23 protein-coding genes and 1 riboswitch are annotated in these 24,996 nt (G+C 44.1%); of the genes, 5 read left to right on the forward strand and 18 right to left on the reverse strand.

All coding sequences use genetic code 11. The features are described from left to right. Positions 1 to 24: 24 nt before the first annotated feature. Genes purF through purC form a run of 5 tightly spaced genes read right to left on the reverse strand, consistent with a single transcriptional unit; the run spans position 25 to position 5,317 of the window. Positions 25 to 1,449: an amidophosphoribosyltransferase gene (purF, locus tag IGK61_RS09845; protein WP_010749590.1), complete on the reverse strand. Its 1,425-nt coding sequence runs from the start codon at positions 1,447 to 1,449 to the stop codon at positions 25 to 27. Next, positions 1,434 to 3,662 (reverse strand): phosphoribosylformylglycinamidine synthase subunit PurL, encoded by a 2,229-nt coding sequence (gene purL, locus IGK61_RS09850; RefSeq protein WP_175445274.1) that lies wholly within the window; start codon positions 3,660 to 3,662, stop codon positions 1,434 to 1,436. The genes purF and purL overlap by 16 nt, the downstream gene beginning before the upstream one ends. Continuing rightward, on the reverse strand, positions 3,655 to 4,332 hold the full coding sequence (purQ, locus tag IGK61_RS09855) for a phosphoribosylformylglycinamidine synthase subunit PurQ (RefSeq protein ID WP_010749588.1): 678 nt from the start codon (positions 4,330 to 4,332) through the stop codon (positions 3,655 to 3,657). Before purQ ends, purL begins: the two co-directional genes overlap by 8 nt. Beyond that, complete coding sequence (purS, locus tag IGK61_RS09860; protein ID WP_016611024.1) at positions 4,329 to 4,601, reverse strand: phosphoribosylformylglycinamidine synthase subunit PurS; 273 nt, start codon at positions 4,599 to 4,601, stop codon at positions 4,329 to 4,331. The genes purQ and purS overlap by 4 nt, the downstream gene beginning before the upstream one ends. Then, complete coding sequence (gene purC, locus IGK61_RS09865) at positions 4,592 to 5,317, reverse strand: phosphoribosylaminoimidazolesuccinocarboxamide synthase (RefSeq protein ID WP_074535225.1); 726 nt, start codon at positions 5,315 to 5,317, stop codon at positions 4,592 to 4,594. Before purC ends, purS begins: the two co-directional genes overlap by 10 nt. Positions 5,318 to 5,531: 214 nt before the next feature. Between purC and IGK61_RS09870 the strand changes: the two genes are divergently transcribed. The 3 genes from IGK61_RS09870 to pbp4 all read left to right on the forward strand — a co-directional run bounded on the left by IGK61_RS09870 (position 5,532) and on the right by pbp4 (position 8,722). Next, positions 5,532 to 5,966 carry a hypothetical protein gene (locus IGK61_RS09870; RefSeq protein WP_016611022.1) on the forward strand — a complete coding sequence of 145 codons (435 nt, stop codon included), beginning with the start codon at positions 5,532 to 5,534 and terminating at the stop codon, positions 5,964 to 5,966. 100 nt (positions 5,967 to 6,066) lie between these two features. Continuing rightward, positions 6,067 to 6,672, forward strand: a complete 606-nt coding sequence (locus IGK61_RS09875; protein WP_016611021.1) for a DUF1054 domain-containing protein — start codon at positions 6,067 to 6,069, stop codon at positions 6,670 to 6,672. A 1-nt stretch (position 6,673) separates the two neighbouring features. Then, positions 6,674 to 8,722: a penicillin-binding protein PBP4(5) gene (pbp4, locus tag IGK61_RS09880; protein WP_074535224.1), complete on the forward strand. Its 2,049-nt coding sequence runs from the start codon at positions 6,674 to 6,676 to the stop codon at positions 8,720 to 8,722. Positions 8,723 to 8,770: 48 nt separating this feature from the next. Here pbp4 and purB read toward each other — a convergent pair whose 3' ends face one another. The 9 genes from purB to IGK61_RS09925 form a co-directional block, all read right to left on the reverse strand. Beyond that, positions 8,771 to 10,069, reverse strand: coding sequence for an adenylosuccinate lyase (gene purB / locus IGK61_RS09885; protein WP_005231933.1), 1,299 nt, complete (start codon positions 10,067 to 10,069; stop codon positions 8,771 to 8,773). A gap of 13 nt (positions 10,070 to 10,082) precedes the next feature. Next, the gene (gene purK, locus IGK61_RS09890) at positions 10,083 to 11,210 is read right to left on the reverse strand and encodes a 5-(carboxyamino)imidazole ribonucleotide synthase (protein ID WP_015509893.1); all 1,128 of its coding nucleotides are present in this window, start codon (positions 11,208 to 11,210) and stop codon (positions 10,083 to 10,085) included. Further along, positions 11,194 to 11,682, reverse strand: a complete 489-nt coding sequence (purE, locus tag IGK61_RS09895) for a 5-(carboxyamino)imidazole ribonucleotide mutase (RefSeq protein ID WP_010749580.1) — start codon at positions 11,680 to 11,682, stop codon at positions 11,194 to 11,196. Before purE ends, purK begins: the two co-directional genes overlap by 17 nt. A 329-nt stretch (positions 11,683 to 12,011) precedes the next feature. Then, the gene (locus tag IGK61_RS09900; protein ID WP_005230003.1) at positions 12,012 to 13,316 is read right to left on the reverse strand and encodes a nucleobase:cation symporter-2 family protein; all 1,305 of its coding nucleotides are present in this window, start codon (positions 13,314 to 13,316) and stop codon (positions 12,012 to 12,014) included. Then, complete coding sequence (locus tag IGK61_RS09905) at positions 13,316 to 13,897, reverse strand: xanthine phosphoribosyltransferase (RefSeq protein WP_438844820.1); 582 nt, start codon at positions 13,895 to 13,897, stop codon at positions 13,316 to 13,318. The genes IGK61_RS09900 and IGK61_RS09905 overlap by 1 nt, the downstream gene beginning before the upstream one ends. A 76-nt stretch (positions 13,898 to 13,973) precedes the next feature. Continuing rightward, positions 13,974 to 14,071: riboswitch (purine riboswitch) on the reverse strand. Positions 14,072 to 14,153: 82 nt separating this feature from the next. Beyond that, positions 14,154 to 14,831, reverse strand: a complete 678-nt coding sequence (locus tag IGK61_RS09910) for a hypothetical protein (RefSeq protein WP_010749577.1) — start codon at positions 14,829 to 14,831, stop codon at positions 14,154 to 14,156. A gap of 20 nt (positions 14,832 to 14,851) precedes the next feature. Continuing rightward, positions 14,852 to 15,457 carry a glycoside hydrolase family 73 protein gene (locus IGK61_RS09915; protein WP_005229997.1) on the reverse strand — a complete coding sequence of 202 codons (606 nt, stop codon included), beginning with the start codon at positions 15,455 to 15,457 and terminating at the stop codon, positions 14,852 to 14,854. Beyond that, positions 15,454 to 16,464, reverse strand: coding sequence for a M15 family metallopeptidase (locus IGK61_RS09920; protein ID WP_074535289.1), 1,011 nt, complete (start codon positions 16,462 to 16,464; stop codon positions 15,454 to 15,456). Before IGK61_RS09920 ends, IGK61_RS09915 begins: the two co-directional genes overlap by 4 nt. Positions 16,465 to 16,496: 32 nt before the next feature. Then, positions 16,497 to 17,000 carry a hypothetical protein gene (locus tag IGK61_RS09925; RefSeq protein ID WP_074535222.1) on the reverse strand — a complete coding sequence of 168 codons (504 nt, stop codon included), beginning with the start codon at positions 16,998 to 17,000 and terminating at the stop codon, positions 16,497 to 16,499. A 123-nt stretch (positions 17,001 to 17,123) separates the two neighbouring features. Here IGK61_RS09925 and IGK61_RS09930 point away from each other — a divergent pair, with 123 nt between their 5' ends. Beyond that, a complete protein-coding gene (locus IGK61_RS09930) occupies positions 17,124 to 18,080 on the forward strand; it encodes a Gfo/Idh/MocA family protein (protein ID WP_081116636.1) in 957 nt (318 codons plus the stop codon). A gap of 31 nt (positions 18,081 to 18,111) precedes the next feature. On the opposite strand, the gene IGK61_RS09935 is transcribed toward IGK61_RS09930, so the two are convergent. Continuing rightward, entirely contained in the window at positions 18,112 to 19,074 is a 963-nt protein-coding gene (locus tag IGK61_RS09935; RefSeq protein ID WP_074535221.1) for an aromatic acid exporter family protein, read from the reverse strand. 98 nt (positions 19,075 to 19,172) lie between these two features. Between IGK61_RS09935 and IGK61_RS09940 the strand changes: the two genes are divergently transcribed. Continuing rightward, positions 19,173 to 19,772 carry an FUSC family protein gene (locus IGK61_RS09940; RefSeq protein ID WP_005231932.1) on the forward strand — a complete coding sequence of 200 codons (600 nt, stop codon included), beginning with the start codon at positions 19,173 to 19,175 and terminating at the stop codon, positions 19,770 to 19,772. A 44-nt stretch (positions 19,773 to 19,816) separates the two neighbouring features. On the opposite strand, the gene IGK61_RS09945 is transcribed toward IGK61_RS09940, so the two are convergent. From IGK61_RS09945 to IGK61_RS09955, 3 genes are all read right to left on the reverse strand, one after another. Continuing rightward, entirely contained in the window at positions 19,817 to 23,239 is a 3,423-nt protein-coding gene (locus IGK61_RS09945; RefSeq protein ID WP_438844821.1) for an FtsX-like permease family protein, read from the reverse strand. Next, positions 23,240 to 23,941 carry an ABC transporter ATP-binding protein gene (locus tag IGK61_RS09950; protein ID WP_015509898.1) on the reverse strand — a complete coding sequence of 234 codons (702 nt, stop codon included), beginning with the start codon at positions 23,939 to 23,941 and terminating at the stop codon, positions 23,240 to 23,242. A 195-nt stretch (positions 23,942 to 24,136) separates the two neighbouring features. Beyond that, positions 24,137 to 24,976, reverse strand: coding sequence for an SDR family oxidoreductase (locus IGK61_RS09955; protein ID WP_074535219.1), 840 nt, complete (start codon positions 24,974 to 24,976; stop codon positions 24,137 to 24,139). Positions 24,977 to 24,996 lie beyond the last annotated feature (20 nt).

Consider the following 24,996-nt stretch of genomic DNA (forward strand, 5'->3'; position numbering starts at 1 on the left):
TGAAAACCCATTTTTGCCTACAATTTATTCAGCTAAAGACGCGAGATAGTTTTCTTCATAATCATACAAAGGGGTTGGATAATCGCCATTGAAATAGGCCATACACAATCCTGAGTAAGGTGCGTCAAAATCTAAACCGATCGCTTCGATCAACCCGTCTTCACTTAAAAAGGCCAAAGAATCTGCTTCGATTTTTTCACAAATCTCAGCTTCCGTATATTTGGCTGCGATCAATTCTTTTCTCGTTTGAATGTCGATCCCGTAAAAACACGGATAGCGCAAAGGCGGCGAACCGATACGTACATGAACTTCTTTGGCACCTGCTTCTTTTAGCAGTTGCACGATACGGCGGCTGGTGGTTCCTCGGACGATCGAATCGTCGACTAGAATCACTCGTTTGCCTTCGACTACGCCACGAACAGCTGAGAGCTTCATCCGTACACCTTGTTCCCTTAACTCCTGCGTCGGTTGAATAAACGTTCGTGCGATGTATTGATTTTTTACTAAGCCTAATTCATAGGGAATACCTGATGCTTCTGCGTACCCGCTGGCAGCAGATAAGGATGAATTCGGTACACCAATGACCATATCCGCTTCGATCGGCGCCTCTTGTGCTAAGCGACGGCCCATATTTTTACGGGCACGATGGACGTTGACGCCAGCGATGTTGGAATCAGGACGGGCAAAATAGATAAACTCCATCGAACATATCGCAGGTTGTACTTCTTGGGTATACTGTTCAATTTGAATGCCTGCATCATCAATGATCACGACTTCGCCTGGTCGGACATCACGAATAAATTCCGCACCGATGACTTCCAACGCACAGGTTTCTGAAGCCACCACATAAGCACCATTGACCATTTTCCCGATTGACAATGGCCGAAAGCCATTGGGGTCTAGTGCTGCGATCATGGCATTTTCGGTCAGTAAAAGGTACGCAAATCCACCTTTAACTTGATTTAATGCCTCCTTGACCCGATCCATAAAAAGCGGTTCTTCGCTGCGACGGATCAAGTGCATGAGAATCTCTGTATCGGAATTCGAGTGGAAAATCGCACCAGCCTTTTCTAAGGATTTCCGTAGACTTTTCGCATTCGTCAAGTTGCCGTTATGAGCTAAGCCAATCTGCTGATCAAAAAATTTGAATAAAAATGGTTGAATATTATCAACGCTACCATTACCAGCAGTTGCGTAGCGAACGTGACCAATAGCAGCATCTCCTGTCAGACGCTGGAGGACACGTTCATCCGAAAAGACTTCCGCTAGCAACCCTAAATCACGGTGGCCATTGAGTTTCCCCGCATCATTCGTGACAATCCCTGCACCTTCTTGGCCGCGATGTTGCAAACTGTGTAGTCCGAAGTAGGTGACGCGAGCGGCATCTGGATGACCCCAAACACCAAAAACCCCACATTCCTCGTTGAGGCTCTTTACTTCATTAAACATGGAATGGCTTCCTCCCATTTCAATTTCGCCTCAGTAAGGGGCATCTCGATCGTATCATCTTGTGCTTGCATGCGAATCTGGCCATCAGCAGTCACTTCCCCGATCGCTGTTGCAGCAGCGCCTACCAGCGCTTCAAAAGCTGCTTGCTTATCAGGTGCGACTGAAAGCACAAATCGGGATTGGGTTTCTGAAAACAATTGTGCTGCTGGCAATGACACGGTCACATTTAGACCAAAGCCCTTGTCAAAAGCGGATTCGGCTAAAGCGATCGCTAAACCACCTTCGGCACAATCGTGGGCACTTTGAACAAGACCTGCTTGGATCGCTGCGGTAACCAATTGTTGGTTCATTTTTTCTGTTTCAAGGTCAAAGGACATTAAACGCCCAGCGATCTTTCCTGTCTGCAGTTTTTGCAATTCAGACCCATTGAAGTCAGCATGGGTTTCCCCTAGGACATAGATCAGATCCCCCGCTGATTGGAAATGCTGCGTCGTGATATGCGCCAGCTCTTCGATCAATCCGACCATCCCAATTACCGGCGTTGGATAGACCGATTGTCCGTCCGTTTCGTTGTATAAGGAGACGTTCCCAGAAATGACTGGTGTCTCTAGCACACGACAAGCTTCTGAGATCCCGTCAGCAGCCGTGGATAACTCCCAGAATCCTTCTGGTTTATCTGGCGAGCCGAAGTTAAGGCAGTCAGTGATCGCCAATGGACGCCCACCGGAAGCGACGATATTTCGAGCAGCTTCTGCAACTGCGATCTGTCCGCCGACTTCTGGATCTAAGTACAGGTAACGAGCATTACAGTCAGTCGTCATCGCCAAGGCTTTATTGGTTCCCTTGATTCGTAACACAGCGGCATCACTGCCGGGTCCTACCACGGTATTGGTACGAACTTGCGAATCGTAGGTTTCAAAAATCGAGCGTTTTGAAGCGATCGTCGGCTGCTGCAGTAGATCGGCAAATACAGACGTTGCTGAGTGAATCACTGGAACAAAGTCTGGTGTTTCCTTAAACACTTTGATCCGTTTCGGTTCTGCCATCTCTTTGTAGTAAGTCGGCGCATCTTCAGCTAAAGCATCTACTGGCAAATTAGCGACTTCCTGTCCGTGATGGAACAAACGATAGTTGCCATCATCTGTTACTTCACCGATCACGACGGCTTCTAGATCGTATTTCTTAAAGAGTGCTTCCACTTCAGCTTCATGTCCTTTTTTGACACAGATCAGCATCCGCTCTTGAGATTCTGACAACATCATTTCATAAGGCGTCATATTGGTTTCTCGTTGTGGAACATCATCTAACGTTAAGCGCAACCCTGATCCGGCTTTTGATGCCATCTCGGCACTAGAAGAAACCAATCCAGCAGCACCCATATCTTGAATTCCGACTAAAATGTCCGAATGATCCACGATCAATTCCAAACAAGCTTCCAACAAAAGTTTTTCCATAAAAGGATCACCGACTTGTACGGCGGAACGTTGTTGTTCTTCACCTTCGACAAATTCTTCCGATGCAAAAGTCGCCCCATGTATCCCGTCGCGTCCTGTTTTTGCGCCGACATACATGATGGTGTTTCCAACACCTTTGGCCTGCCCTTTTTGAATATCCTTGTGAGCAATGATCCCTACACACATCGCATTGACTAATGGATTGCCTTCATAACAAGGATCAAATGCCACTTCACCACCGACGGTCGGAATCCCAATACAGTTGCCATAGCCACTGATCCCTGCAACGACTTCTTCCAAAAGATATTTCGTTCTTGGATTATCTAACTCACCAAATCGTAAGGAGTCTAAAACAGCAATCGGTCTTGCTCCCATACTGAAGATGTCGCGGATGATCCCACCAACTCCAGTTGCTGCTCCTTCATAAGGTTCCACCGCAGAAGGATGATTATGGCTTTCCGCTTTAAAAACGACGGCTAGATCATCGCCGATATCCACGATACCCGCACCTTCGCCAGGTCCTTGCAGTACTTGCGGCCCTTCTGTCGGGAATTTCCGCAAAACAGGTTTGGAATTTTTGTAAGAACAATGTTCACTCCACATCACTGAAAAGAGTCCAGTTTCGGTATAGTTCGGTAAACGTCCCAAAATATCTTCTGAGATCATCCGATACTCTTCTTGGGTCAATCCCCATTGCTCGTATAATTTCGTGTCTTTGATTTCTTGTGGTGTAGGTTCTTTTACGATCATTTTATCCATTTACCGGCACCTTCCCAAAATTTTTCAATAATGAAGCAAAAAACTTCTTGCCATCTTCTGAGCCTAATAAGCTTTCCATCGCTCGTTCTGGATGAGGCATCATGCCTAGAACATTGCCAGCTTTATTACAGATACCAGCGATGTTGTGTAGGCTGCCGTTGACGTTATCTTCATAACGGAAAACGATTTGATTGTTGGCAACCAATTCCTGATAAGTCGTTTCATCACAATAATAATTGCCCTCACCATGAGCGACAGGAAGCGTAATGACTTGATCCGTTTCATATTCAGAAGTAAAAGCTGTTTGATTATTCACTTGCAGACGGACCGGTTTGCAAATAAAATGGAGTGATTCATTTCTTTGTAAAACCCCTGGTAACAAGCCCGCTTCCGTTAAAATTTGAAACCCATTGCAGGTACCAAAGACAGGTTTGCCTTCATTTGCCAGACGAATGACCTCTGACATGATCGTTGAAAAACGGGCGATCGCTCCACATCTTAAGTAATCACCATAAGAAAATCCTCCTGGAAGCAAAACACCGTCAAAACCAGCTAAGCTGTCTGCATCATGGCGCACATATTCTGCTTCTGCCCCCATGATATCTTTGATTGCCCACATCAAATCAACATCACAATTTGATCCAGGAAAAACGATCACTGCAAATTTCATAGGGCCCCTTCCTCCATTTGAACCATTTCATAACGGTAGGTTTCCATATTGACGTTTGCCAAAAGCTTGTCGCAGATCGCTTCGATCTCTTCTGCTACAGCTGCTTGTGTTTGATTGTTGGAAGGTGTCACTTTGATTTCAAAGTATTTCCCGATCCGAATATCACTGACATCTTGATACCCCAAGCGATGAACGGCTCCTTTCACAGCTTCTCCTTGAGGGTCTAAAACAGATTCCTTATAGGTTACATAAACTTTGACTAAATACATGCTGAATTCTCCTTTTCTAAACGATTTAAGACTTCTTCATAAACAGGAACGATGTCCCCTAAATCACGTCGATAGACATCTTTATCAAGATGCTCATTTGTCCCCATATCCCATAAACGACAAGTATCTGGTGAAATCTCATCAGCCAGGAGCAACTCGCCCTTCTTGGTTTTGCCAATCTCGATTTTAAAATCGATCAAGCGAATGTTGATATTCGAGAAGATTTCCAGTAACGCAGCATTGACTTTCAGCGCCAATGTTTTGATCTGGTCCAGCTCCTCTTCTGAGGCAAGCCCTAGATAAAACACATGATCATCATTGATAAACGGATCATCCAAGCGATCTTCTTTGTAGTAAAACTCTACGATCGGCTTTGGCAGTTTGGTTCCTTCTTCGATGCCCAAGCGCTTTGAAAAACTACCAGCAGCCGTGTTGCGAACAACGACTTCTAAAGGAATCATGGTGACAGCTCGAATTAATTGTTCGTGTTTAGACACTAATTGAAGAAAGTGACTTGGGACGTTTTTATCGGCTAGCCGCTGAAAAAGATGCGCAGTGATCTGATTGTTCAAGGCACCCTTTCCTACAACGGCATCTTTCTTTTGACCATTCAATGCAGTAGCTTGATCCAAATAAACGACTCTCAATACATCCTCTTCGTTGGTTTTAAACAATTTCTTGGCTTTTCCTTCATAAAGAAGCACTTCTGATTCCATAATCCACCTCAGTTAAGTAATATTTTTCACATAGCGATGACACACATCTTTATTTGCTTATTATTCTAACAACGCAGAAAAAGCGGGTCAACGATTATCTGTACATTTACATATTAATAAACACGAATGTTCGCTTTTTACCCAGTTGGTTGAAAGTAGATTCCTCTTTAGAAGCAGCGAAGGATTTATAAAGCGTTTACAATATTCTTTTTTCATGCTATATTTAGGTCGTATTGTAGCTACATTCAAGGAGGAGTACTATATGTGGTCGCTAAAGAATCGTGCTGAACTTTTTTTAGCTCATTTATCAGACAAAGAAAAACAACAGCTCCATAACGAATTATTGGCCGTGCAGCAAATCCTTTCCATCAACCAACAAACAAGTTTCTATTTATTCAGTCCCTTCAAAAAAGGGGCGCGCCCTCATTATGCCGAAGAACAAAAGCGTGTTCTACAATTTCAAAATGAGCGCAATGACGAATTGATCATTCATCAAATCCATCGCCAAAGCTTATTTAAACATACGTATTCTTTTCGGATTTATTTTAATTTAGAAGAAATGGACTTTTCTTTCTTGGATGATCTTTTGCATCTTTTGAAGGAACAAAGCCAGACACCAACGTTTAAATTGAGTCCAGCGGCAAACTGACTGAGTATCCTTCGATAAAAAAAGGTAAAATAAACAAAAGCCCGTAATTTATCGGGCTTTTTTTGTTATACTATTTTCAGACAACAGAAAGGATACGATTATGCTATTTACGAAACAATCATTTGATGCTTTTTCTTTAGAAACGTTAGACGAACGAATGGAAAAAATCCGTGCCGAGATTCAGCCGATTTTTCAAACGATCGGTGAGGCAGCGATCCCATTAATTGAAGAAAGCTGCCAAGAGCCTTTTTATTTGCATATTGCTCAGCACCGACGCAGAACCGTCTACCCTCCTGCCGAAACCTGGGCAGGGATCGGTCCGAACAAACGAGGCTATAAAATGGATGCCCACTTTCAAATTGGGATCAATCAAGCGTATGTCTTCGTTTGGCTCAGCGTGATCGACCAACCGAAAAATCAGGCAACGATCGCTGAATCCTGGTTGGCCCAAAAAGAATTATTCGATCAATTACCAGCTGACTTTACACTTTCTCCTGATCACACAAAATACGACCACCACCCTATCGCCATGTGGCCAACCTATCTGGAACGATTGAAGAAAGTCAAAAAAAGCGAGCTTCAAATTGGAAAGATTTTTCCGAAAGAAATGATCGAAGACGTTGAGATGGCGGATATTTTAGCAGTTTATCAAACGCTGTTGCCGCTTTATCATGCCCGTATGACGGCTTTGAAGGAGGAACAATAATATGTCAGAAAATCGGCGCTCTCGCAACGAAAAGCCAGCGAAAAAGCCCAAGCGCTTCGTCTGGTTGGCACTTCCTGCCGCCTTATTGGTACTAGGCGGCGGCTATTATGGTTATACCGTCTATCAGGATCGGCAAGAAGAAGCCGCTGCTAAAAAAGCCCTCACTTCCTTTATCGACGCTTTGGCCGATCAGAAGTACAGTGACTTGCCTGCCTTCGTGTCTGAAGACAGTTTAGCATCAACCGGCTTTACCGCAGACGAAGTCTCTGCAAAATACGAAGCGATCTTCACTGGTATCGGTGCTGAATCATTTAAAGCCTCTGGGATTGAGGTAACTCCTAATGACAAGGATTCCGATCAATTCAATTTCCAATACAACGGTTCCTTGACCACCTCGTTAGGTGAATTAACCGAGCTTTCTTATAGCGGCACGATCACTGTAGCTGATAACGAAGCCAAAATCGATTGGTCCCCTCAGTTGATCTTTCCAGGAATGGAGGGACAAGACAAAGTCAGTATTTCCGTAGATAATGCCACTCGCGGGGAGATTCTCGACCGAAACAACGAACCACTAGCAGAAAATGGCACGCTTTATCAGTTAGGCGTCGTTCCGGGGCAACTGGGCACGGGAGACGAAAAAAACGCCAATATCAAAGCGATCGCGGAACGTTTCGACCTGACAGAAGAAGCCATCAATCAAGCGTTGGGGCAATCTTGGGTTCAAGATGAGTTGTTCGTCCCCTTGAAGATCATCGAACCAACGGATGAGATGCCAACTGGAACAAGTTTAAAAGAAACGACTGGACGCACTTACCCACTTGGGGAAGCTGCCGCCCAACTGATTGGTTACTTAGGAAATGTAACAGCGGAAGATATCGAAAAAGATGAAACACTAGCAAGCAACGGACAAATTGGTCGTAGTGGTCTGGAAGCTGCCTTCGATAAAGAGTTGCGAGGAGAAAACGGCGGAAAAATCGCCATCACAGATGAAGATGGTGCTGAGAAAGCCGTCCTGTTAGAAAAAGAACGCGCAGATGGCAAGGATATCCAATTGACTATTGATGCCCAAGCCCAAAAGACGGCGTTTGACTCCTTACAAAACCAAGCAGGAGCAACGGTCGTTACTGAACCCAAAACTGGCGATCTGTTGGTACTTGCCAGCTCGCCAAGTTATGATCCCAATAAAATGACCCAAGGGATCTCACAAGAAGATTATGATGCGTATGAACAAAATGAAGACCTGCCTTTCATCAGCCGCTTTGCTACGGCCTATGCACCTGGTTCGACCTTTAAGGCCATCACTGGTGCGATCGGCTTGGAAAATGGCACGATCGATCCTACGCAGAGTATCGCGATCGATGGATTGAAATGGCAAAAAGATAGCTCGTGGGGCGACTACTTTGTGACGAGAGTTACTGATGTAGCTTCTGTGAATCTCAAGGATGCACTGGTATACTCTGATAACATTTATATGGCGCAACAAACCCTATCTATGGGCGAAGATACCTTTCGTGACGGCTTGTCGAAGTTGATTTTTGGTGAAACATTGGATTTACCGATCGCGATGAATCCTGCTCAAATTTCAAATGAAGACTCCTTCAATTCGGACATTTTACTGGCAGATACCGGCTATGGCCAAGGAGAATTGTTATTGAATCCAATCCAGCAAGCGGCGATCTACTCCGTCTTTGCCAATCAAGGGAAGCTGGTCTATCCCCGTTTAGTGAAAGAGGAAGAGCAAAAAGACAAAGAAGTCTTTAAAGCAGAAACGATCGATCAAATCAATCAAGATTTGACCGCCGTTGTTTCCGATCCAAACGGAACTGCACATTCCTTGGCAGCATTAAACATTCCATTGGCTGCTAAGACAGGAACAGCTGAAATCAAAGAAAAGCAAGATGAAAAAGGCCAGGAAAACAGTTTCTTATTTGCCTTTGATTCGCAAGACCAAGGATTTCTGATGGTCTCCATGCTAGAAGATCGCCAGGAAAACCAATCAGCAACTGGTTTAGCACCTGAGCTATTGACCTACTTAGCTGAACATTATTAAAAAAAGCCGCAACCTTCAGACAAGGATCTGAAGGTTGCGGCTTTTTTCTTATTCGGCTAAACCGACACGTTCAAAGATCGTGTCGACTTGTTTTAAATGATGGTTGTAATCAAACGCATCGTCTAAGTCTGCTTTGGACAACACATCCGTAATGGCTGGATCAGCTTCTAATAGTGGACGGAAATCCGTTTGCTCATCCCAAGCTTGCGCTGTTTTTGGCTGAACCAAGTCATAGGCTTGCTCTCTTGTCATACCGTGATCGATCAATTTCAACATCACTCGTTGGCTGTAGATCAATCCAAAGGTCGCATTCATATTGCGCTTCATATTCTCTGGGAAAACAGTCAGATTTTTGACGATATTGCCAAAGCGATTCAGCATATAATCGATCAAAATCGTCGTATCCGGAATAATGATCCGTTCTGCCGATGAATGTGAGATATCCCGTTCATGCCACAGTGAGACATTTTCATAAGCTGTCACCATATGGCCGCGAACGACTCGTGCAAGTCCCGCCATATTTTCAGAACCGATTGGGTTACGCTTATGGGGCATGGCAGAAGAACCTTTTTGACCTTTTGCGAAGAATTCTTCAACTTCTCGGGTTTCTGATTTTTGTAAGCCCCGGATTTCGGTGGCAAATTTCTCAATGCTAGTTGCGATCAACGCCATTGCAGAGAAATACTCTGCATGCAAGTCACGAGGTAGTACTTGTGTGGAAATATCTTGCGCACGAATCCCTAATTTTTCACAGACATACTCTTCGACAAACGGTGGAATATTTGCAAAGGTTCCAACTGCTCCGCTGATCTTTCCTGCTTCGACCCCTTTTGCTGCCCGCTCAAAACGCTCGACATTGCGTTTCATTTCCGCATACCATAAGGCTAATTTCAAGCCAAAGGTCGTTGGTTCCGCATGTACACCATGGGTACGTCCCATCATTACGGTATGTTTGTATTCTTTGGCTTTTTCACCAATGATCGTCACAAAACGATTTAAATCTTCCCGAATCAAGTCGTTGGCTTGTTTCATCAAGTAGCCATACGCAGTATCAACAACATCCGTCGACGTCAAGCCGTAGTGGACCCATTTACTTTCATCACCTAAAGATTCAGAGACTGCTCGGGTAAAAGCAACCACATCATGTCGCGTTTGCGCTTCGATCTCTAAGATACGGTCGATATCGAAGGTTGCTTTTTCACGAATCAAAGCAACATCCTCTTTCGGTATCTCCCCTAGTTCCGCCCAAGCTTCATCCGCCAATATTTCTACTTCTAACCACGCTTGGTAACGGTTTTGATCGGTCCAAATAGCACCCATTTCTGGTCTTGTGTAACGCTCTAACATGTTATTATCTCCTTTAATCCCAAATATTGGTTTGATAGATTTCTTCAGTGGTCTCTGCGATATCTTCTGTCAAAACAGTGATATGACCCATTTTACGCCCGGTTTTCGCTTCTTCTTTGCCATAGTAATGGAATTGCCAAGCAGGTTTTGTGGCAATCAACTCATACGTTTCTGTCAATTCATCGCCTAAGACATTGACCATGACTGCTGGTGAAAGCAATGACACTTCTGGTAATGGCCAGCCACAGATCCCCCGGATATGGGCATCAAACTGACTCATGGAACAAGCTTCGATCGAATAGTGACCAGAATTATGTGGTCGCGGTGCCAACTCATTGACATACAAGCCGCCACTTTTAGTCAAGAACATTTCGATGGCTAAAACGCCTTGCAGATCCAAGGCCTTCGCAATAATATGAGCGATCCGTTTGGCTTCTTCGGCAACTTCTGGATCAATGCGCGCAGGAGCGATCGTTTGATGCAAAATATTGTTGCGGTGGATGTTTTCTACCACTGGGAAAGTGGTAAAGGTTTCTCCATTACCAGCAACTAAAATCGACAATTCTTTTTCAAAAGGAATCCACGCTTCTAATTCGCACGTCCCTTCACGCAGTAAGTTCATCGAAGGCGCTAAGTCCGCGGTACTGTATAACACGTGCTGCCCTTTTCCGTCATAACCGCCTCTAGTCGTTTTTAACACACAGGGATAACCGATACTGTCGATGGCATCTTGGATATCCGTTGGACTGATGATCGTGGCATAAGGTGCAATTACGATATTGTTAGCCTCTAGAAATGACTTTTCTAATAAACGGTCTTGAGTGATTGCTAACAGGTCAGTCCCTTGAGGGATATGGGAATAAGGCAAAATGGAATTCAAAGCCTCGACACTGACATTTTCGAATTCATAGGTGATCACGTCGGCACGTCGAGCCATTTCTTCTAAAGCAAACACATCATCGTAGGCAGCAACAATATGCCAATCAGCGACTTGGGCTGTTGGACAATTGGCAGTAGGGTCTAAGACGCCAACCCGAAAGCCCATTTCTTTGGCACTCATTGCCATCATACGACCTAGCTGTCCTCCGCCAACGATTCCGATCGTTGCGTTGGGCATTAAAGGTTTAATCAAGTTGATCACTACTTTCCAATACAATTTCTTTTAATGTATTTCTTCGCGCGTTTAATTTCTCCGCTATCTCTAAATCATACATGGAAAGCATCTGCGCTGCAAGTAGTCCTGCGTTAGTTGCGCCAGCTTTTCCGATCGCTGTTGTTGCTACTGGTACCCCAGCTGGCATCTGCACGATCGATAGTAGGGAATCCAACCCGTTTAATGCGCGAGATTGTACAGGCACACCAATGACGGGCAACGTTGTTTTCGCTGCGACCATTCCTGGCAAATGAGCTGCTCCTCCTGCTCCTGCGACAATGACTTTGATTCCTTCTGCACGAGCAGTTTCGGCAAATTCGAACATCAAATCTGGTGTACGATGTGCCGAAACGACTTTTTTCTGATAAGGTATCGCTAACTCATCTAAAATCAAGCAGCACTCCTTCATTGTTTCCCAATCTGACTTGCTCCCCATAATCACTGCAACTGCTGGTTTCATTTGATTTTCCCTCCAACGATTTTTTACTAGTTTCTTCTGAAACAAGCTCAGAAGTATTTTCTCACGAAATTAGTTTGTTAGCAGCAGTTTGTCACTGCGACCCAACGCCCTTTGCATAGCACGTTATGACTAACAATCACTTTCCCCTTTAAATAGTAACGAGTTGCCGGAGCAATGTCAAAATATTTTCGAACTATTTGCTAGTTTAACTTTGTATCGTTCGTTTTTATGGCTAAGAAAACCATTCAGTCTTTCTGTTTGGCAGGAAAAAGACAAATAAAGGAACAATACAAAAAATCCAGACGAATCCTCGTCTGGATCAAATCGACTTACTGTTGCAAGCTCAATTCCGTAACTTCGTCTGTTTCTTTCGGCAATCCATTGAAGAACAGGTTCAAAACAATGGCTGTCAAACTACTCATGACGATCCCATTGCCTGTAAACATTTGGACGGTTTCAGGCATCTGACTGAATAAGGTTGGCATCATATTGAACCCTAAACCAAAACCGATCGAGACCGCAATCACTAACAAGTTCTTGTCATTCATAAAATCAACTTTGCTCAGCATTCGCATCCCTTGAACAGCGACCATGCCAAACATCACTAACATGCCGCCTCCCAGTACTGCTTCTGGAATGATTTGCGCAATGGCACCAACTTTTGGAAACAGCCCTAATACGATCAAAAAGATAGCTGAAAAGAAAATCGGGCGTCGTGTCTTAATACCTGAAAGTTGAACCAAACCTACATTTTGTGAAAATCCAGTATAAGGGAATGTATTGAAGATCCCCCCAAGGATCACCGCCAAGCCTTCCGCACGATAGCCGCGCTTTAAGTCATTGCCTGTAATCGGTTTTTCAGTAATATCTCCCAGCGCAAAATAAACGCCAGTGGACTCTACCAGACTCACGATGGAAATAATGATCATCAAAACGATCGACCACAGATCAAAGGATGGTAAGCCGAAATAAAAAGGCTGAGGCAAATGAAACACAGGCGCATGGGCGATGGCAGAAAGATCCACCAATCCTAAGAGCGCTGCTAAAATGGTCCCACCGATCAAACCAATCAAAACGGCAATCGAGCGAATAAAGCCTTTCCCAAAGACCTGCACCCCAATGATCAAGGCAATCGTCACAAAGCCTAACAATAAATTCGTTGGATCACCAAAGTTAGCAGCTGCGGCATCCCCTCCACCGATTTTGGTGATGGCGACTGGAATCAAGGTCAAGCCGATGACGGTAATCACCGTTCCTGTCACCAATGGGGGGAACAAGACTTTGATTTTCGAAAAAATGCCAGCGATCAGAACAATGAAAATCCCAGCGGCAATGATCGCTCCGTAAATCGCACTGATCCCTGATTTGGTGCCAATCAAAATCAATGGGGAGACAGCTTGGATGGCACAGCCTAAAACGACTGGTAGGCCGATCCCGAAAAAGCGGGTAACAACTAATTGCAAAAGCGTAGCGATTCCGCACATGAAAATATCGATCGAGATCAAATACGTCATCTGAGCTTCATTGAAGCCCAGACCTGTTCCAATCAACAAAGGAACGGCAACAGCTCCTGCATACATCGCTAGCAAATGTTGCAAGCCTAAAACTGCTGAACGGCTATTCGTTTCTTTCATTAGGCATCTCCTTCTAAAAAGCTAACTTGGCCTTCCGACAATGAGGCGATCCGTGCTAGTGAAACAACAGGAATCCCCATCTCCTCAAGCAATTGTCGACCAGTTTGGAATGATTTTTCAATTACGATCCCAATGCCAACGACTTTTGCTCCTGCTTGCTGACACAATTCGATCAATCCTTTTGCAGCTTGTCCGTTTGCTAAGAAATCATCAATAATCAAGACCGTATCATCTGAAGACAAAAATTTCTTGGAAATCGATACTTGGCTGGTCACTTGCTTAGTAAAGGAATAGACAGATGCAGTCAGAAGCTCTTCATTCATCGTCAAACTCTTTGCTTTACGGGCAAAGATCATTGGTACTTGTAACTGTTCTGCAGTATAAAGCGCTGGTGCGATCCCTGAAGCTTCGATGGTCACTACTTTTGTGATGCCGCTTCCTTGAAACCGTTCCGCGAAGACTGTACCGATTTCTTTCATCAACTCATAATCCACTTGGTGGGTCAAAAATTGGTCCACTTTAAGAACCCCTTCGCCCAGCACATTTCCATGTGTTTTGATACGCTCAACTAATTTTTCCATCCTAGCTCTCCTCGTTCCTTTCTATTCCATCCTGAAAAAAAAGACACTCTTTTTGCCAAAGCAAAAAAAGTGTCTAACAGGCACGATTTTTACTTATAGTCCGATATTTACGGTATCGGGTAGAGACTGTCGACCATATTTCGACGATATACAAGTAATTTTTAAATGATAGATTCGATTATGCCTGTCTTTGATTAAAAACACAAGCATGGAATGCCCTTTATAAATAAAAATATTCTCATTTGCGGATCATTTCCTACTCTGGCTTCTCCATATCGCGATAGTGTTCCATCTTTTTACTGAAAAGCTCCCCATTGGACGGCGGTGTGTAGGTGATGGCATTAGCGCCTGCTTCAATCGTTTCTAAGATGCTTTCATCGGTTGGTCCACCGGTTGCGATGATCGGCAGCTTCGGATATTTTTTACGGAAGAAAGCCACGGTATCTGCTGTGTCCTTGCCAGCACTGATATTGATGACTTTCACACCAGCTTCAAGTTTGGCATCAATTTCGGTATACTTACTCGTTACGGTACTGATAACGGGAATATCTACAACTTTACAGACTTGCTCCACAGTTTTCAGTGGCGTTGGTCCGTTTAAGACGACCCCGATCGATCCTTGGGCTTCAGCAAACATGCTCATATAAGACGAGCGAAATCCTTGGGTCAAGCCCCCGCCGACACCAGAAAACACTGGAATATCTGCTGCTTCGATGATTGCTTTCGTAATTGCTGGGTGCGGTGTAAAAGGATAGACCGCAATCACAGCATCCGCATTTGTATTGCGGATGATCGCAATATCCGTTGTGAAAATAATGGAGCGGATTTGTTTTCCAAATATTTGAATACCGCTAGCCTCTCGAATAACTTTAGGCACTTTCACGATATCTTTACGCAAATCGGTGGTGATTTTTGGCATATATTTTTCTTCCATAAGCAGCCAACTCTCTTTTCTTATTGATCAAATCGATTCAATTGGTAGGTTTCAATTACTTGAATGATTTTGCTGGCATAATCTGGATCCGTTGCATACCCTGCATCTTGTAATGCTTGTGCGGCACTGCGGTAGTCGTTTGCTGTCAAGACATTTACATAAAGCGCAGGATTCCAATCCACACCATTTACAAACAACATCGTATGATCATCCATTGATTCTTCCCAAGTATCATAGACACGAAAATCTCCTTGAATCGTGACCCATTCTCCATTATAAAACTCTTGGGTATCTAATGTCACCTTTTTTGAATGGCCAAACGACTTAATCCCAAATAAATTATTGTATTCACTGGCTAGAGAACTTTGACCCCAATCTGATTCAAGAATCGCCTGTCCAATAATGATACTAGGTAAAATCCCGTAGCCCTTTTGCAGTTCTTGTGCGTAAGGAGCGATGCGATCAATAAATTCTTCATGAGAGATGGCTTCCGTGTTTGTTTCTTCCTCTTTTGGAAGGGGGTCTGCCAAACTATTCAAGGAAAAAATAAAGGCAATCCCAATCAAGAATAACCCTAGAAAGACTAATGGGAAACGAGTCTTCTGTTTTTTTCGTCTTGCGCTCATTTTTTCACTTCCTTTGTCTGACTAAACACAGTTTTAGAAAACAAATTGCCTCCATTCAGCAACAACTCATCTTGTGTAAGCTCACTGCTTTCTTGACTTTTAGCAAGAGAACCCTCATAGATCCAGTCCTCTGCCAGAGGATCTTCCCATTCGTGAGAGGACAGTTCTGCTTCTTTTCGAGCGATGTGTTCTTTTGCTTCTTCGAGAAACTCTTCAAAGGTCAACTCCTGCTCCTCAATGTAGGTTGCCACTTCGACCCCCACATATCGTAGATGCCAAGGCTCATAATCGATTTGCGTAATAGCATGTTTTCCTTTCGGGTAACGGATGATAAACCCATACTCTCTTGCATGAGCCTGTAACCATTTTCCACCCTCGGTATCACCGAACCCCTCATTGAGCAGCTCTCCAGTATGATTTTGATACCAATCCTGATCCACAACATCAACAGCAAGCCCAGTATGGTGTTCGCTATAGCCAGGCTCAGTAAAGGTCAGTTTCGTGATCCGAATTGCTTCTTCTTTTGTATGACCTTGACTCATCAGGGTGTTGACATTGGCATTGAATATCTCCTCTTGATACGCTACTGAACGGTAGGCAGAGACCATCGCCAAAGGATGTCCTGCAGCTTTTGCGGCATCTGCCAGCTTTTCATAAGCTGAAACGATGCGTTGATCGACGAGATAGCCATTCGACAATTTCCCTAAATCTTTTTGGGCAATTTCATTTTCGATTTTATTGTTTGGTCCAACCAAAACCAATGACCAATCATCCAATGAAACGGTTGGGAAATCCTCTTCGTTCACTTCATCACTAGCACTTGCTTGTTCTTGTGACTCTTGCGTGTTCCCATTTGGCTCTTTTTCATTTGTTTCTGTTGTTTCACTCGTTGTTGCTTGATCTGTTGAACGAGCGATACTTGCACTCTTTGTTGGGGTGACTGCGGTCACTCGGTTCACTTGAATGGTTAAAAGAACCAGAAACAAGAAGCCCGCCGCCGCAGCCATTCCATAATACTTTTTCAAAAAATATCCTACCTTTAGTTGTAAGTTTCTTCCAGATTTTCTTTGACCCACTCCAACAGTTCGATTTTTTCATTGCGAATTTGCTGCTGAACAAAAGCGGGCAATCGGAAGTTTAGTATATCATCATAACCCCACTCATCATACGTAATACTGACTCTCAAATCAAGGTATTGGGCTGTTTCTTCAGATTCTGTTAACAATTCGACCTTCGCTAAATCGCTTGCTAACCACGTTCTGGCGATTTGGGTCTTCATTTTTTTGAACTCGACGACCGCTTGATTGCGTTTTTCTGGATAAATGACGGTTTGCCGAATGATTTTTTGGATCAACATCCATTCATAATCTGAAAACAGCAGCTTCACTTTCTGATTTTCAGCAGGTGACAGACTCATTGTGCCATTTTTCCATGCTTCCCATTGCTCCTCGTTGATGCCTAATTGTGTTTCATAAAACTGTTTTTCTGATGCGTATTGCTCGATGATGGTATTTAAAATAATTGCAATTGATACATTATGCATATGTTATCCCTCCTCTTCTATATTTTACTGAAAGTCAGCCGTAATGGAAACTTTTTGCGATTGTTTTTGATTATTTTAAAGAATTGATTTCTTTTGTTATACTAAATACGAAGGAGATGATCAATGATGAAAAAATACCGTTGGGGAATGATTGGCCTCGGAGATATCGCAACGCAATTTGCTGCTGGCTTTTCTAATGAAGCAAGTGAACTACATGGGGTCAGTGCCCGGAGTTTCCCTAAAGTCCAAGCATTTGCTGAGAAACACTCTATTCCCCATGCTTATGAAAGCACAGATGCCATGTTAGAAGATCCGCAAATCGATATTGTTTATATTGCAGTACCTAATGATCTTCATCATGAATTTATTATGAAAGCTCTGATGGCAGGAAAACATGTCCTCTGCGAAAAAGCCATCACCACCAGTGCCGATGAGCTGGCGGAAGAACTAGCCTTAGCCAAAGAAAAAAACCTAATCTTAGAAGAAGCAATGACGATTTTCAATATGCCGGTTTATGCTCAGTTGAAAGAAGAGATCGATGCCGGACGCTTAGGAAAATTAAAAATGATCCAAGCGCCATTTGGCAGCTACAAAGATCCAGACCCAAGCAATCGTTTCTTCAATCCAGATTTAGGCGGCGGTGCTTTATTGGATATCGGTACGTATGCTGTTTCATTTGCCCGCTTTTTCATGACGGATACACCAGAAGTGACGTTTAGCAGCATGAAGCCCTTCTCTACAGGTGTGGATGAACAATCAGTCACGATCCTACAAAATCCAGCCGATGAAATGGCTAGTGTCACGCTGACTTTCCAAGCGAAAATGCCTAAAACCGGTATCGTCGCTTTCGAAGAAGGATACATTACCGTAGATGAATACCCTCGTGCGGACAAAGCCGTGATCCATTTCCGAGATGGAACAAATGAAATGATTGAAGCTGGCGACAGCAGTCAAGCCCTTAATTATGAAATTGCCAATATGATCAAAGCCATCGATGGCGAGATCGCAGGATCGATCCACTTGACCACCGATGTCATTGACGTTCTTGATCAAATGCAGGCTTTTTGGGAACAGCAGTAAAATGAAAAAGACTCCATTTTGGGAGTCTTTTTTAGCGTGCCATTGTTTGCATTTGATCAGAAAAGTCGGCTTTGATTTCAATAAAACTTTTAAAGGTTTGCAGAAACTGAAACAGCTGAGCGCGATTTTCAAACTCTGCTCTTGTTTGGGGCAATGGCTTTTGTCGATAATCTTCATAAAGCGCAGCAATTTTTGCCAAGATCTCTTTCCCATCGTTATTTTCGTGAAAGGACTCGGCAGTAAAGGATAGCAACTCTTGAAACGCATTTGTATAGGCTTCTTCTACCCAAAAAAACTGCAATAAGTCAACCATTTCTAAGAGTAAGCGTGCCTGACTTTGGCGCATGGTAAAGTACTCTTCATAATAGGAGGCTTCTCCTCGCCATTGATTTTCACTATGCACCATTGCTTGTTGTTTGCCTTGCTTGATATCCCCCAAAAGCGTTTGGCAGACCTGGGGAAGCGTCGCCTTTTCTTTTTCAGTTAAGGCAATCGACATGTCTTTTAAAAGACTTTTAAACATTTCTTCCACTAATTGCTGTCTTTCTTTCAATGCTCGTTCGCCATCTGGCATATATAAATTGAACAAAAGTGCAAAGCCAATGCCAATACTCATCAATAAAAAAGCATTCCCAATCAGTGGCCAAGCAAACGAACGTTCCATCATATAATGGGTCACCAAGACAGAATTGACGACGATCCCATCGGTCAAATTGAAATAGACAGCGGTTGGGATAAAGAGAAAGAGAAAAAGAACAAATCCTATCGGCCCAAAGCCTAATAAATGGAAGCTGACAAAAGCTAAGAGCGTAGCGATCGCCAAAGAGATCAAACGCCCGATTCCCGTAAAAAGTGACGTTTTCTTTGTATTACCGACGCTTAAAATGGCGATGATCCCTGCGGCTGGCGCATACAAAAGACCGATCTGTTGTGCCAGAAACATTGATAAACCAGCAGCAATCGCCGTTTTCACGGTCCTCATTCCGATTTTCATTTTTGTCACCTCCTGTGAAAAGTATACTAAATTGTGAGGAATAAGACTAGAATTTCTCAACTGCTTTGGGTATGATTAAGTAAAGGGGGCATTTGACCATGAAACTGGGGCGTTTTCGCTTGGGTATGCGAACGATAAAAACAGCCATTGCTGTCATGCTTTGTATTCTGCTCTTTCATTTTCTTGATCGTGGCCAACCATTGATTGCTGCCTTGTCGGCTGTCTTTTCTTTGCGACAAGACCTGACCACAACGATCTCTTTTGGGAAGTCACGGGTATTAGGAAATACGATCGGCGGCGGTACAGCTATTTTTTACTTTTTGACGAAGCAATATTTTCAAAATGACTTTCTGATCGAATTGTTTGTCTTGCCAGCGCTAGTCATTTTTGTCATCGTTTTTTCAGATGGCATCAATAACAATTCTGGCATTATCTCTGCTATTGCGACGATGCTTTTGATCACTTCCAGTGTCCCTCAAGGGGAATCGATCATCTTCGCCTTAGACCGTGTATTGGACACCTTTATCGGCACGTTAGTTGCCCTATCGATCAATTTCGTCATTCGACCACCTGAGGAAGAGAAAAAGGATGAGATCCAAGAAGATCTGGTGGTGCTGAGGCAAAAAGAGCTTGAACTAAAAGCCATGCTAGAAGAAGTCCAAGGTGAGATTTCCGAACAAGAAAAACAAGAAAAATAAAAACAGCCTTTTTCCAGAATCATTCTGAGAAAAGGCTGTTTTTGTTACTCATTGGCTTTCAGTGCATCGATCATATTGACATGTTTCAGTTTGAAATACATTGCGATCCCTACCACGCTTGAAAATAAGCAGGTCAATCCAGCGGCATACACATAGCTCATTGGTTCGACTGTCGGTGAAAACATGGCGATATCGACTTCAATGGTCTGTAAGACAAATTGATGCTGAAGCACCCCTAATAATAAACCAAATGCAATGCCGAAGATCGTCAGAAAGATATTTTCACGAAAGACGTACATGGTCACTTCTCGATCATAAAAGCCCAATACTTTGATGGTCGACAACTCGCGAATGCGTTCCGCTATATTGATGTTGTTCAAGTTGTACAACACGATAAAGGCTAATGCCCCCGCAGACGAGATCAAGATCCAGATGACGATGTTCAAGGTTGCTGTCGTGTCATCTAAGGCATCCGCTGAAGCTGAGAGGAAGGAAACATTGATGACATTGTCTTGTGCCATCAAATCAGCCGCGATCGCTTCTTCCTCCGATTTCGTCAAACGCTGACTGAATTTCAATAACTCACTGTTGTAAGAAGGGGCGGCCTGAAAGATCTTTTGATACGCATCTGGGGTCAAATAAGTAAAATGCCCTGTGTAGTTTTCTGCGATTGCAGCCACATTCAGTTCAAATGCTTCGCCGCTTTCATTCGTCAACGTTATCATATCACCCACCGATAATCCAAACAACTTAGCAAGCTTTTCATTGATGATGGCGCCCTCTCCTTCTAGCTCGTAAGCTTCTCCTGAAACCCGATCATTCAAGTGGACAAATCTCGATAAAGCCGCAGGATCTTCTGGCACGGTGACGGTTACTTCTTGCTGCGTGACCCCCGATTGAGCCAACGTCAGACTTTCCGTATGCAAGAATAACCCTGCTTCAAAGCCTTCAATATCTTCTGCGGCGGCTTTTGTTTCACTCATTGCTTCAGAATCCTCATCATCAAAGGTGATCACCGCCTGATACTGCCAGATTTTCTCAAACTGTAAAGGAATGATATTACTGATGGAATCTCTTAGGCCAAATCCAGTCAAGATCATTGACGTACATCCGGCGATCCCTAAGATGGTCATGAGCATTCTTGACTTGTAGCGAAACAGGTTTCGCATTGTAACTTTTTGAATAAAACTTAAATGCCGCCATATAACGGTGATTCTTTCTAAGAGAATTCGTTTTCCTGTTTTGGGTGCCTTTGGTCGTAACAATGAAGCCGATGACTGTCTTAAATCAAATCGTAAAACCAGCAACGCGATACCGATGGTGCAAAGCAAGCTGACTCCCACAGCAATCAATGAAAGCCGCAAATACCATGGGGTGTCATACTCCGTGAGATTGTAAAGCGGTCCATAAGCTTGAATGATGATTGCTGGAAAAAAGGAAAAGCCGACTGCTAGACCCAATACAGCACCTGTGATTCCTGCTGCAGAGGAATAAAGCAAAAATTTCTGTCCAATCTCCCAGTTACGATAGCCCAATGCTTTCAATGTACCGATCTCACTACGTTTTTCATCGATCATCCGCGTCATGGTGGTTAGACTGACTAACGCTGCAATCAAAAAGAAGATAACTGGGAAAATCGTCGCTAACGAAGAAACCCGTTCCGCATTGTCTTGGTACTCTGAATAACCAGGGTTCGCATCGCGGTTTGCGACACGATAAACTGCCGGTTTTAGATCCAACAATTCCTGCTCTTTTTCAGCAACTTCTTTTTTGGCATCTTCAAGTTTTTCGCGTTCTTTTGGTGCTCTTTCTTTAAATTCGTCAACCTTTTCTTGAAGGGTTGCTTCGTTTTCTCGATATTCTTGCCAACCAGCAGCTAATAAAGACTGACCCTTGGCTTTTTCAGAAGCTAAGGTCTCACGAGCGTCGCTTAGCTGCGTCTCTCCTTGGGTGATCTGGGTCTGCGCTTGTGCCAATTCTTGGCGCCCAGCTCTGATTTGGCTCCAGCCAGCATTGACTTGCTGTTGTGCCTGCTGAAGTTGCGCTTCTTGGTCATTGATCGTAGACAATTGCCCAAGTAATTGAGCACGTTGTTGCTCACCTTCGGCAATAAGTGGACGCAATGTATCTTCAGCTGCCGTCAGCATAGTAGCAATCATCGTTTCATCGATTTCCTCCAGATCAGGAACCGGACCAAGGACATCTGTCGGCAGGTTCAACTGTGCCAGAGCGGCTGTTATTTGTGCATAGACGGTAGGCAGCTGGGACATTTGCTCCTCTGCAGAAAGTTGACTCACACTTCTGATTTGATCCATGCCTTGGTATGCCAGCGCCAGTTGCTCCTCTACCTGCTGGATACCCCTTTGTAGTTCAGGTCTTTGTGCCAAAACGGGTGCCAACTGAGCTTGGGCTGACTGTACTTGGGCTTCTTGCTGAATCAATGCTTGTTCATTTTGATCTAGCAGGCGTTGATTTTCGATCAATGCCTGTTTCCCCTCAGCTAATTTTTGCGCTTCTACATTCAATTGCTCTTGGGCAGTTTGAATCTCTGTCTGAAAAGCTACTTCTTGTTCCGTCAACTCCTGATGCGCCTGCGCCAATTTCTCTGTTGCGTCGTCAAGTTCCGCTTGCGCTTGCTGCAATGCCTCTTCGCCATCACGGATCTGTTCTTTGGCTTCATCAATCGCTGGTTGCGCTTCATCGATCAACTCTTGCCGACGTCCTTGTGCCCGCGGAGCCAACCGTTCTTCTACTTCATCACTTACTTGATCCCTTTTTGTCTGATATGCTTCTGAATAGCTAGTCACTTGCGATAGCTCATCAAAACGAACTAACAATCTAGCATACGCAGTTTCTTTAAAATCTTCTTCTGGAATTACTGCAAAGTAATCGACTGTCCCATTCCCAACGGTACTATTGCCTCGATGAAAATTCTCAATAAATTCGGGACTATTGACAAAGCCAACGATCGTGTAAGTGTGCGTTGCTAGCTGGTTTTCACCGCTTTCTGGCAGTTCAAAAGTTTCATCTAGTGCAAACCCATCGCTGCTTTGTGCCGCTTGATCCAAAGCAATTTCCCCTGACTTTTGCGGCAATCGACCAGAAGTCACCTGATATTGATTGACTTGTCGCTCCTTCGAAAGGGAAAAGACACGGATCACGGCACGGTGATTTTCGGCATTGATATCGGCGATCTGCTCTGCTTCAACAGACGTGACACCAGGCATTTCTTCAATGATTTCCCGATCGGCAGTCGACAACCCTAAAGTTGACGCAATCGTAAAGTCCGCTAATTTCTGGCGAGCAAAGTAATCTTCAGCAGCTTGTTCCATATTCGGACCTGTTGCACTGATCCCCACAAAAAAAGCGACCCCTAAGAAGATAATGCCTAATATGGACAAAAACCGCCCGGGTGCTTGCCTAATTTCACGTAAACTGGAACGTAATAATGTTTTTTTCATAGGCATTTACCAAGAAATAGAGGCAATTGGAATCGGATGAGTATTTTTTTCCATCTTGCGGACCTTTGCATCATTGATATGGATCACACGATCAGCCATGGGAGCCAATGCGCTGTTATGTGTAATGATCAAAACGGTCGTCCCAGTCTCACGAGCCGTTTTTTCTAGAATTGCTAGAATCTGTTTCCCCGTTTCATAGTCAAGTGCCCCAGTTGGTTCATCACAAAGCAGCAATTTGGGCTTCTTCGCTATAGCACGAGCGATCGTGACTCGCTGCTGCTCGCCACCAGACAATTGCGCTGGAAAGTGATCCAAGCGATCACCAAGCCCAACTTGGGTCAAGATCTCAGCAGCATCAAGTGCCTCTGGCACGATTTGTGCTGAGAGTTCAACGTTTTCTCTGGCTGTCAAATTAGGGACCAAATTATAAAACTGAAAGACAAAACCGACATCTTTGCGGCGATAGGTCGTCAATTGTTTGGCATCAAAGCCAGCAATATCTGTTCCATCAACGATCACTTTGCCACTGTCACATTGATCCATTCCGCCAAGTATGTTCAAAACGGTGGACTTACCAGCGCCACTAGGACCAAGGATCAGTGCGATCTCTCCTTTTTCTACAGAAAACGAAACACCATCATTAGCAGCAATGACCGTGTCGCCCATTGTGTATTTCTTCACTTCTTTCACAACTTCGATATAACTCATTATGTTCCTCCAAGAATTCCAGCGCCGCATGCGCTTTCTCGCTTAATAGTGTATCATACTTATTCCTGCGAAAGAAACAGCAAAAAAGCAGCTCATTTTATCAAATTAAAAAATCTGAGACAAAATGATGCTCATTCTGTCCCAGAATCGATTTTACACTTCCATCTAATTTGATTGACAAAGAACAAAAACCAATTATTGTGCTTGGTCGGCAATTCTTCGCTGGGTTTCTTCCCAAAGTTTTTGCGCTTGCTGCCGCTCATCAAGGATCTCCGTCGGCACTGCCTGACGGTCGACAAAGTAGCGCCCGCTAGTGCCAGCTACCTCGGGGCTTAGTGCCAAATATATCGCTGTATCAGACCCTTCCTCTGGTGTTTTGAAAAAAGGCGTGAGCATTTTGTAGACAGATTGACCAAATCCTGTTTGTCGGCTGACCCCTAAGCTGGTCGCCACAGCTCCCGGATGCAAGGCATTGGCAGTAACGGTCGTATTGCGCAATTGAAAGGCAAGTGCATCCGTAAATAAAATCAGGGCTTTTTTTGAGCGACCATATTCCCGCCAAGGTAAAAAATCCGGTACATCGAAAAAGCGCTGATCCTTTTTCTTTACAAATTTGTAAGCACCAGAAGCAACATTAACGATCCTACCAGCATCCGCACGTTTTATTAGCGGCAATAACTGACGGGTCAGTTCAAAATGCCCCACGTAGTTTACGCCCAGCATTTGTTCAAATCCATCGGCTGTTCGCTCTTTTTTTAAATTGACGATGCCCGCATTATTGATCAGTACATCCACTTTCTCAAAGCGGGCATTGATTTCAGCGGCTGACTTGCGTACGCTAGCCAATGACCCCAAATCACCGATCACTAGATCAATGCTTGGATTGCCTGTCTCTTCCTTCAAACGTTGCTGTGCTGCCTGCCCTCGTTCGGCAGAACGGCAATACAAAATCACATGCATCCCCAATTCTGCCAATTGTTTGGCTGTTGCAAAGCCCATGCCAGCGTTGGCACCCGTAACTAAAATCGTCTTCAATTTGCCACCTTCCCCTTCTA

The sequence above is a fragment of the Enterococcus sp. AZ063 genome (assembly GCF_051715045.1).
Lineage (GTDB): Bacteria > Bacillota > Bacilli > Lactobacillales > Enterococcaceae > Enterococcus_D > Enterococcus_D casseliflavus.

Excerpts from the sequence above, each read along its gene's own strand:
- IGK61_RS09925 (WP_074535222.1), bottom strand. The coding sequence starts at position 17,000 with ATGCATAATGTATCAATTGCAATTATTTTAAATACCATCATCGAGCAA.
- IGK61_RS09910 (WP_010749577.1), bottom strand. The coding sequence starts at position 14,831 with ATGGAAGAAAAATATATGCCAAAAATCACCACCGATTTGCGTAAAGAT.
- IGK61_RS09905 (WP_438844820.1), bottom strand. The coding sequence starts at position 13,897 with ATGGAAAAATTAGTTGAGCGTATCAAAACACATGGAAATGTGCTGGGC.
- IGK61_RS09950 (WP_015509898.1), bottom strand. The coding sequence starts at position 23,941 with ATGAGTTATATCGAAGTTGTGAAAGAAGTGAAGAAATACACAATGGGC.
- IGK61_RS09935 (WP_074535221.1), bottom strand. The coding sequence starts at position 19,074 with ATGAAAATCGGAATGAGGACCGTGAAAACGGCGATTGCTGCTGGTTTA.
- purQ (WP_010749588.1), bottom strand. The coding sequence starts at position 4,332 with ATGAAATTTGCAGTGATCGTTTTTCCTGGATCAAATTGTGATGTTGAT.
- purE (WP_010749580.1), bottom strand. The coding sequence starts at position 11,682 with ATGAAACCAGCAGTTGCAGTGATTATGGGGAGCAAGTCAGATTGGGAA.
- purC (WP_074535225.1), bottom strand. The coding sequence starts at position 5,317 with ATGGAATCAGAAGTGCTTCTTTATGAAGGAAAAGCCAAGAAATTGTTT.
- pbp4 (WP_074535224.1), top strand. The coding sequence starts at position 6,674 with ATGTCAGAAAATCGGCGCTCTCGCAACGAAAAGCCAGCGAAAAAGCCC.
- purB (WP_005231933.1), bottom strand. The coding sequence starts at position 10,069 with ATGTTAGAGCGTTACACAAGACCAGAAATGGGTGCTATTTGGACCGAT.
- purL (WP_175445274.1), bottom strand. The coding sequence starts at position 3,662 with ATGGATAAAATGATCGTAAAAGAACCTACACCACAAGAAATCAAAGAC.
- IGK61_RS09900 (WP_005230003.1), bottom strand. The coding sequence starts at position 13,316 with ATGAAAGAAACGAATAGCCGTTCAGCAGTTTTAGGCTTGCAACATTTG.
- IGK61_RS09870 (WP_016611022.1), top strand. The coding sequence starts at position 5,532 with ATGCTATATTTAGGTCGTATTGTAGCTACATTCAAGGAGGAGTACTAT.
- IGK61_RS09930 (WP_081116636.1), top strand. The coding sequence starts at position 17,124 with ATGATGAAAAAATACCGTTGGGGAATGATTGGCCTCGGAGATATCGCA.
- IGK61_RS09920 (WP_074535289.1), bottom strand. The coding sequence starts at position 16,464 with ATGGCTGCGGCGGCGGGCTTCTTGTTTCTGGTTCTTTTAACCATTCAA.
- purS (WP_016611024.1), bottom strand. The coding sequence starts at position 4,601 with ATGTATTTAGTCAAAGTTTATGTAACCTATAAGGAATCTGTTTTAGAC.
- IGK61_RS09940 (WP_005231932.1), top strand. The coding sequence starts at position 19,173 with ATGAAACTGGGGCGTTTTCGCTTGGGTATGCGAACGATAAAAACAGCC.
- purF (WP_010749590.1), bottom strand. The coding sequence starts at position 1,449 with ATGTTTAATGAAGTAAAGAGCCTCAACGAGGAATGTGGGGTTTTTGGT.
- IGK61_RS09915 (WP_005229997.1), bottom strand. The coding sequence starts at position 15,457 with ATGAGCGCAAGACGAAAAAAACAGAAGACTCGTTTCCCATTAGTCTTT.
- IGK61_RS09945 (WP_438844821.1), bottom strand. The coding sequence starts at position 23,239 with ATGCCTATGAAAAAAACATTATTACGTTCCAGTTTACGTGAAATTAGG.
- IGK61_RS09875 (WP_016611021.1), top strand. The coding sequence starts at position 6,067 with ATGCTATTTACGAAACAATCATTTGATGCTTTTTCTTTAGAAACGTTA.